The organism is Bartonella sp. AP3QHHD (assembly GCF_042195765.1).
GTDB lineage: Bacteria > Pseudomonadota > Alphaproteobacteria > Rhizobiales > Rhizobiaceae > Bartonella.
This window is the reverse complement of record NZ_JBHIPC010000091.1, coordinates 1-2,208: the sequence shown is the minus strand read 5'-3', so window position 1 is coordinate 2,208 and position 2,208 is coordinate 1. Positions and strand designations below refer to the sequence as shown.

At 38.8% G+C, this 2,208-nt stretch carries 3 protein-coding genes; all 3 read left to right on the top strand.

What is annotated here, in order from left to right:
- Nucleotides 1-45 precede the first annotated feature (45 nt).
- Nucleotides 46-792, top strand: a complete 747-nt coding sequence (locus ACFIL7_RS08020) for a hypothetical protein (RefSeq protein ID WP_375683494.1) — start codon at nt 46-48, stop codon at nt 790-792.
- Between the two features lie 14 nt (nt 793-806).
- Nucleotides 807-1,238 (top strand): hypothetical protein, encoded by a 432-nt coding sequence (locus tag ACFIL7_RS08015; RefSeq protein ID WP_375683493.1) that lies wholly within the window; start codon nt 807-809, stop codon nt 1,236-1,238.
- Between the two features lie 442 nt (nt 1,239-1,680).
- Nucleotides 1,681-2,208, top strand: a 528-nt coding sequence (gene bet / locus ACFIL7_RS08010) for a phage recombination protein Bet (RefSeq protein ID WP_375683492.1), incomplete at its 3' end; no start/stop codon positions are given.

Sequence of the window (2,208 nt, the reverse complement as noted above, 5' to 3'; positions counted from 1 at the left end):
TTGCAAGAACGACAAAGGCAGAATCTAACTTAAAGGAGTAAAACCATGGAAAAAAAATACGAAATGACTGATGAAACAATCAATGTTGATGGCAAAATCCTTCACCGTATACGTGCTTTAAGAAACTTTGGTGATGTCGAGAAAGGCAACCTAGGAGGCTATATCGAGAAAGAAGACAACCTAAGTCATGAAGATGATTGTTGGGTAGATGGTGATGCCAAGGTGCTTGAAAGCGCTACCATTTTTGATAATGCCAAGATATTTGATGGCGCCTGTATTAGTGGAAATGCTACGGTTTGTGATAAGGCACAAGTTTACGATAAGGCACAAGTTTACGGTAACGCCAAGGTTTACGACAATTCTCGTATTTATGGAAGTGCACGTGTTTACGATGATGCACGTGTTTACGATGATGCACATGTTTACGATGATGCAGTCATTTACGTTAATGCAAAAGTTTGCGGTGATGCCAAGGTTTATGGAAAAGCAAGAATATACCATGACGCCGTAATTTCCGAACATGCACGCGTTTATGACAATGCAGAAGTTTTCGACAACGCTACAATTTCGCACGTTGCATCCGCTTGTGACAATGCTCGTATTTTCGGTAAAGCAAAGGTTGGTGGTTGTGCCGAAATTTATGATGGAGCACATGTCTCTGAAAAAGCTAAAGTTGGCGGTCACGCAAAAATCTCTGGAAATGCCCGTGTGTTTGGTGGTGCAATAGTTTGCGAGAATGCCAAAGTAACCGGAAATACAAAAGTATCTGGAAATGACACTGTTTTAAGATAAGGGCGACTTAAAACATGGAAAAAAAATACGAACTTACTGATGAAACAATCGAAGTTGATGGCAAAATCCTTCACCGCATTCGTGCATTGAGAAGCTTCGGAAAAATCAAGAAAGGTGACCTAGGCGGCTTTATAGAAGGTGAGAGCAACTTAAGTCATGAAGGAGACTGTTGGGTTTATAATGATGCCATGGTTTATAGCGGTGCAAAAGTTTACAACAATGCCAAGGTATTTGATAACTCAAAAGTTTGTTATTTTGCAAATATTTATGAAAATGCAACAATTCATCATAACGCAAAAATATATGGTGGTCGTATTTTTGGAAAAGCACATGTTTACGAAAATGCAAGTGTTCATTGCAATGCAGAAGTGTATGGTAACGCACACATTTACGGAGATTCAGAGGTTCGTGGAGGCAGTATTATCACAACGAGCGAGAGAAGATAATTATTATGTATAGATATGAAATTAAACCTACTTTGTGTTCGCAGTTAGTTGTGAGAAATACCCACAATCCAGGTGAACTTTGTATAACGATCTCTGGAGATAAGGGCGAGCCCTATGTAGATACCATAATCTCTAAAGACAAAATAGATGCCTTCTTAAGTGAAGAGAATATCGTGCCAATGGAACTCATAGGATCGCAATGCTTTGCATTTTCATACGAATTCAGACCGTTTGCATGCACTAGATTTGAAATGATACCACCCAATTCAGATGAATCTTTCTTGTTGACGCTATATTCTGATCATTGTGCATATATAAAACGCATTCCAATTGATCGGATTGTACAACCTGTAAAGACAAAACTCTAACACCCCAAAACCAGCCTTTTAACACAAGCGTGATTCACGCCACGGGTGAATTGCGCGCAATGTAGGAAATCAAGATGAAAAATTCTACTTTTTTAAACGAAATGGCAGAAAAATATGGATTTTCTGCTGAAGAATTTCGAACCACAATCATAAAAACTTGTATTGGAGATAAAAATGCTAATGTCATCACTGATGCAGAATTTGCCGTTTTTCTTTTTGTTGCCAATACTTATGGACTTAACCCTTTAACAAAAGAAATCTATGCTCTCCCTAAAAAAGGCGGCGGCATCATACCCGTTGTTTCTATCGACGGTTGGATAAAGATCATCAAATCAAATCCTGACTTTGATGGCATGACCTTTCAAGATCAACTCAATGAAGATGGCAATATCATTGCTATCAAATGTGCTATTCGTCTCAAAGGGATTAAAGACCCTATCGAAGTCACCGAATATCGCAAAGAATGCGAACAAGAAAAAAGTGAAGCATGGCAAAAATATCCAGCACGTATGTTGCGCCATAAAGCCACTATACAATGTGCTCGCTATGCTTTCGGGCTTTCCGGTATTTATGAAGAAGATGAAGCAAAACGTATCAATGAA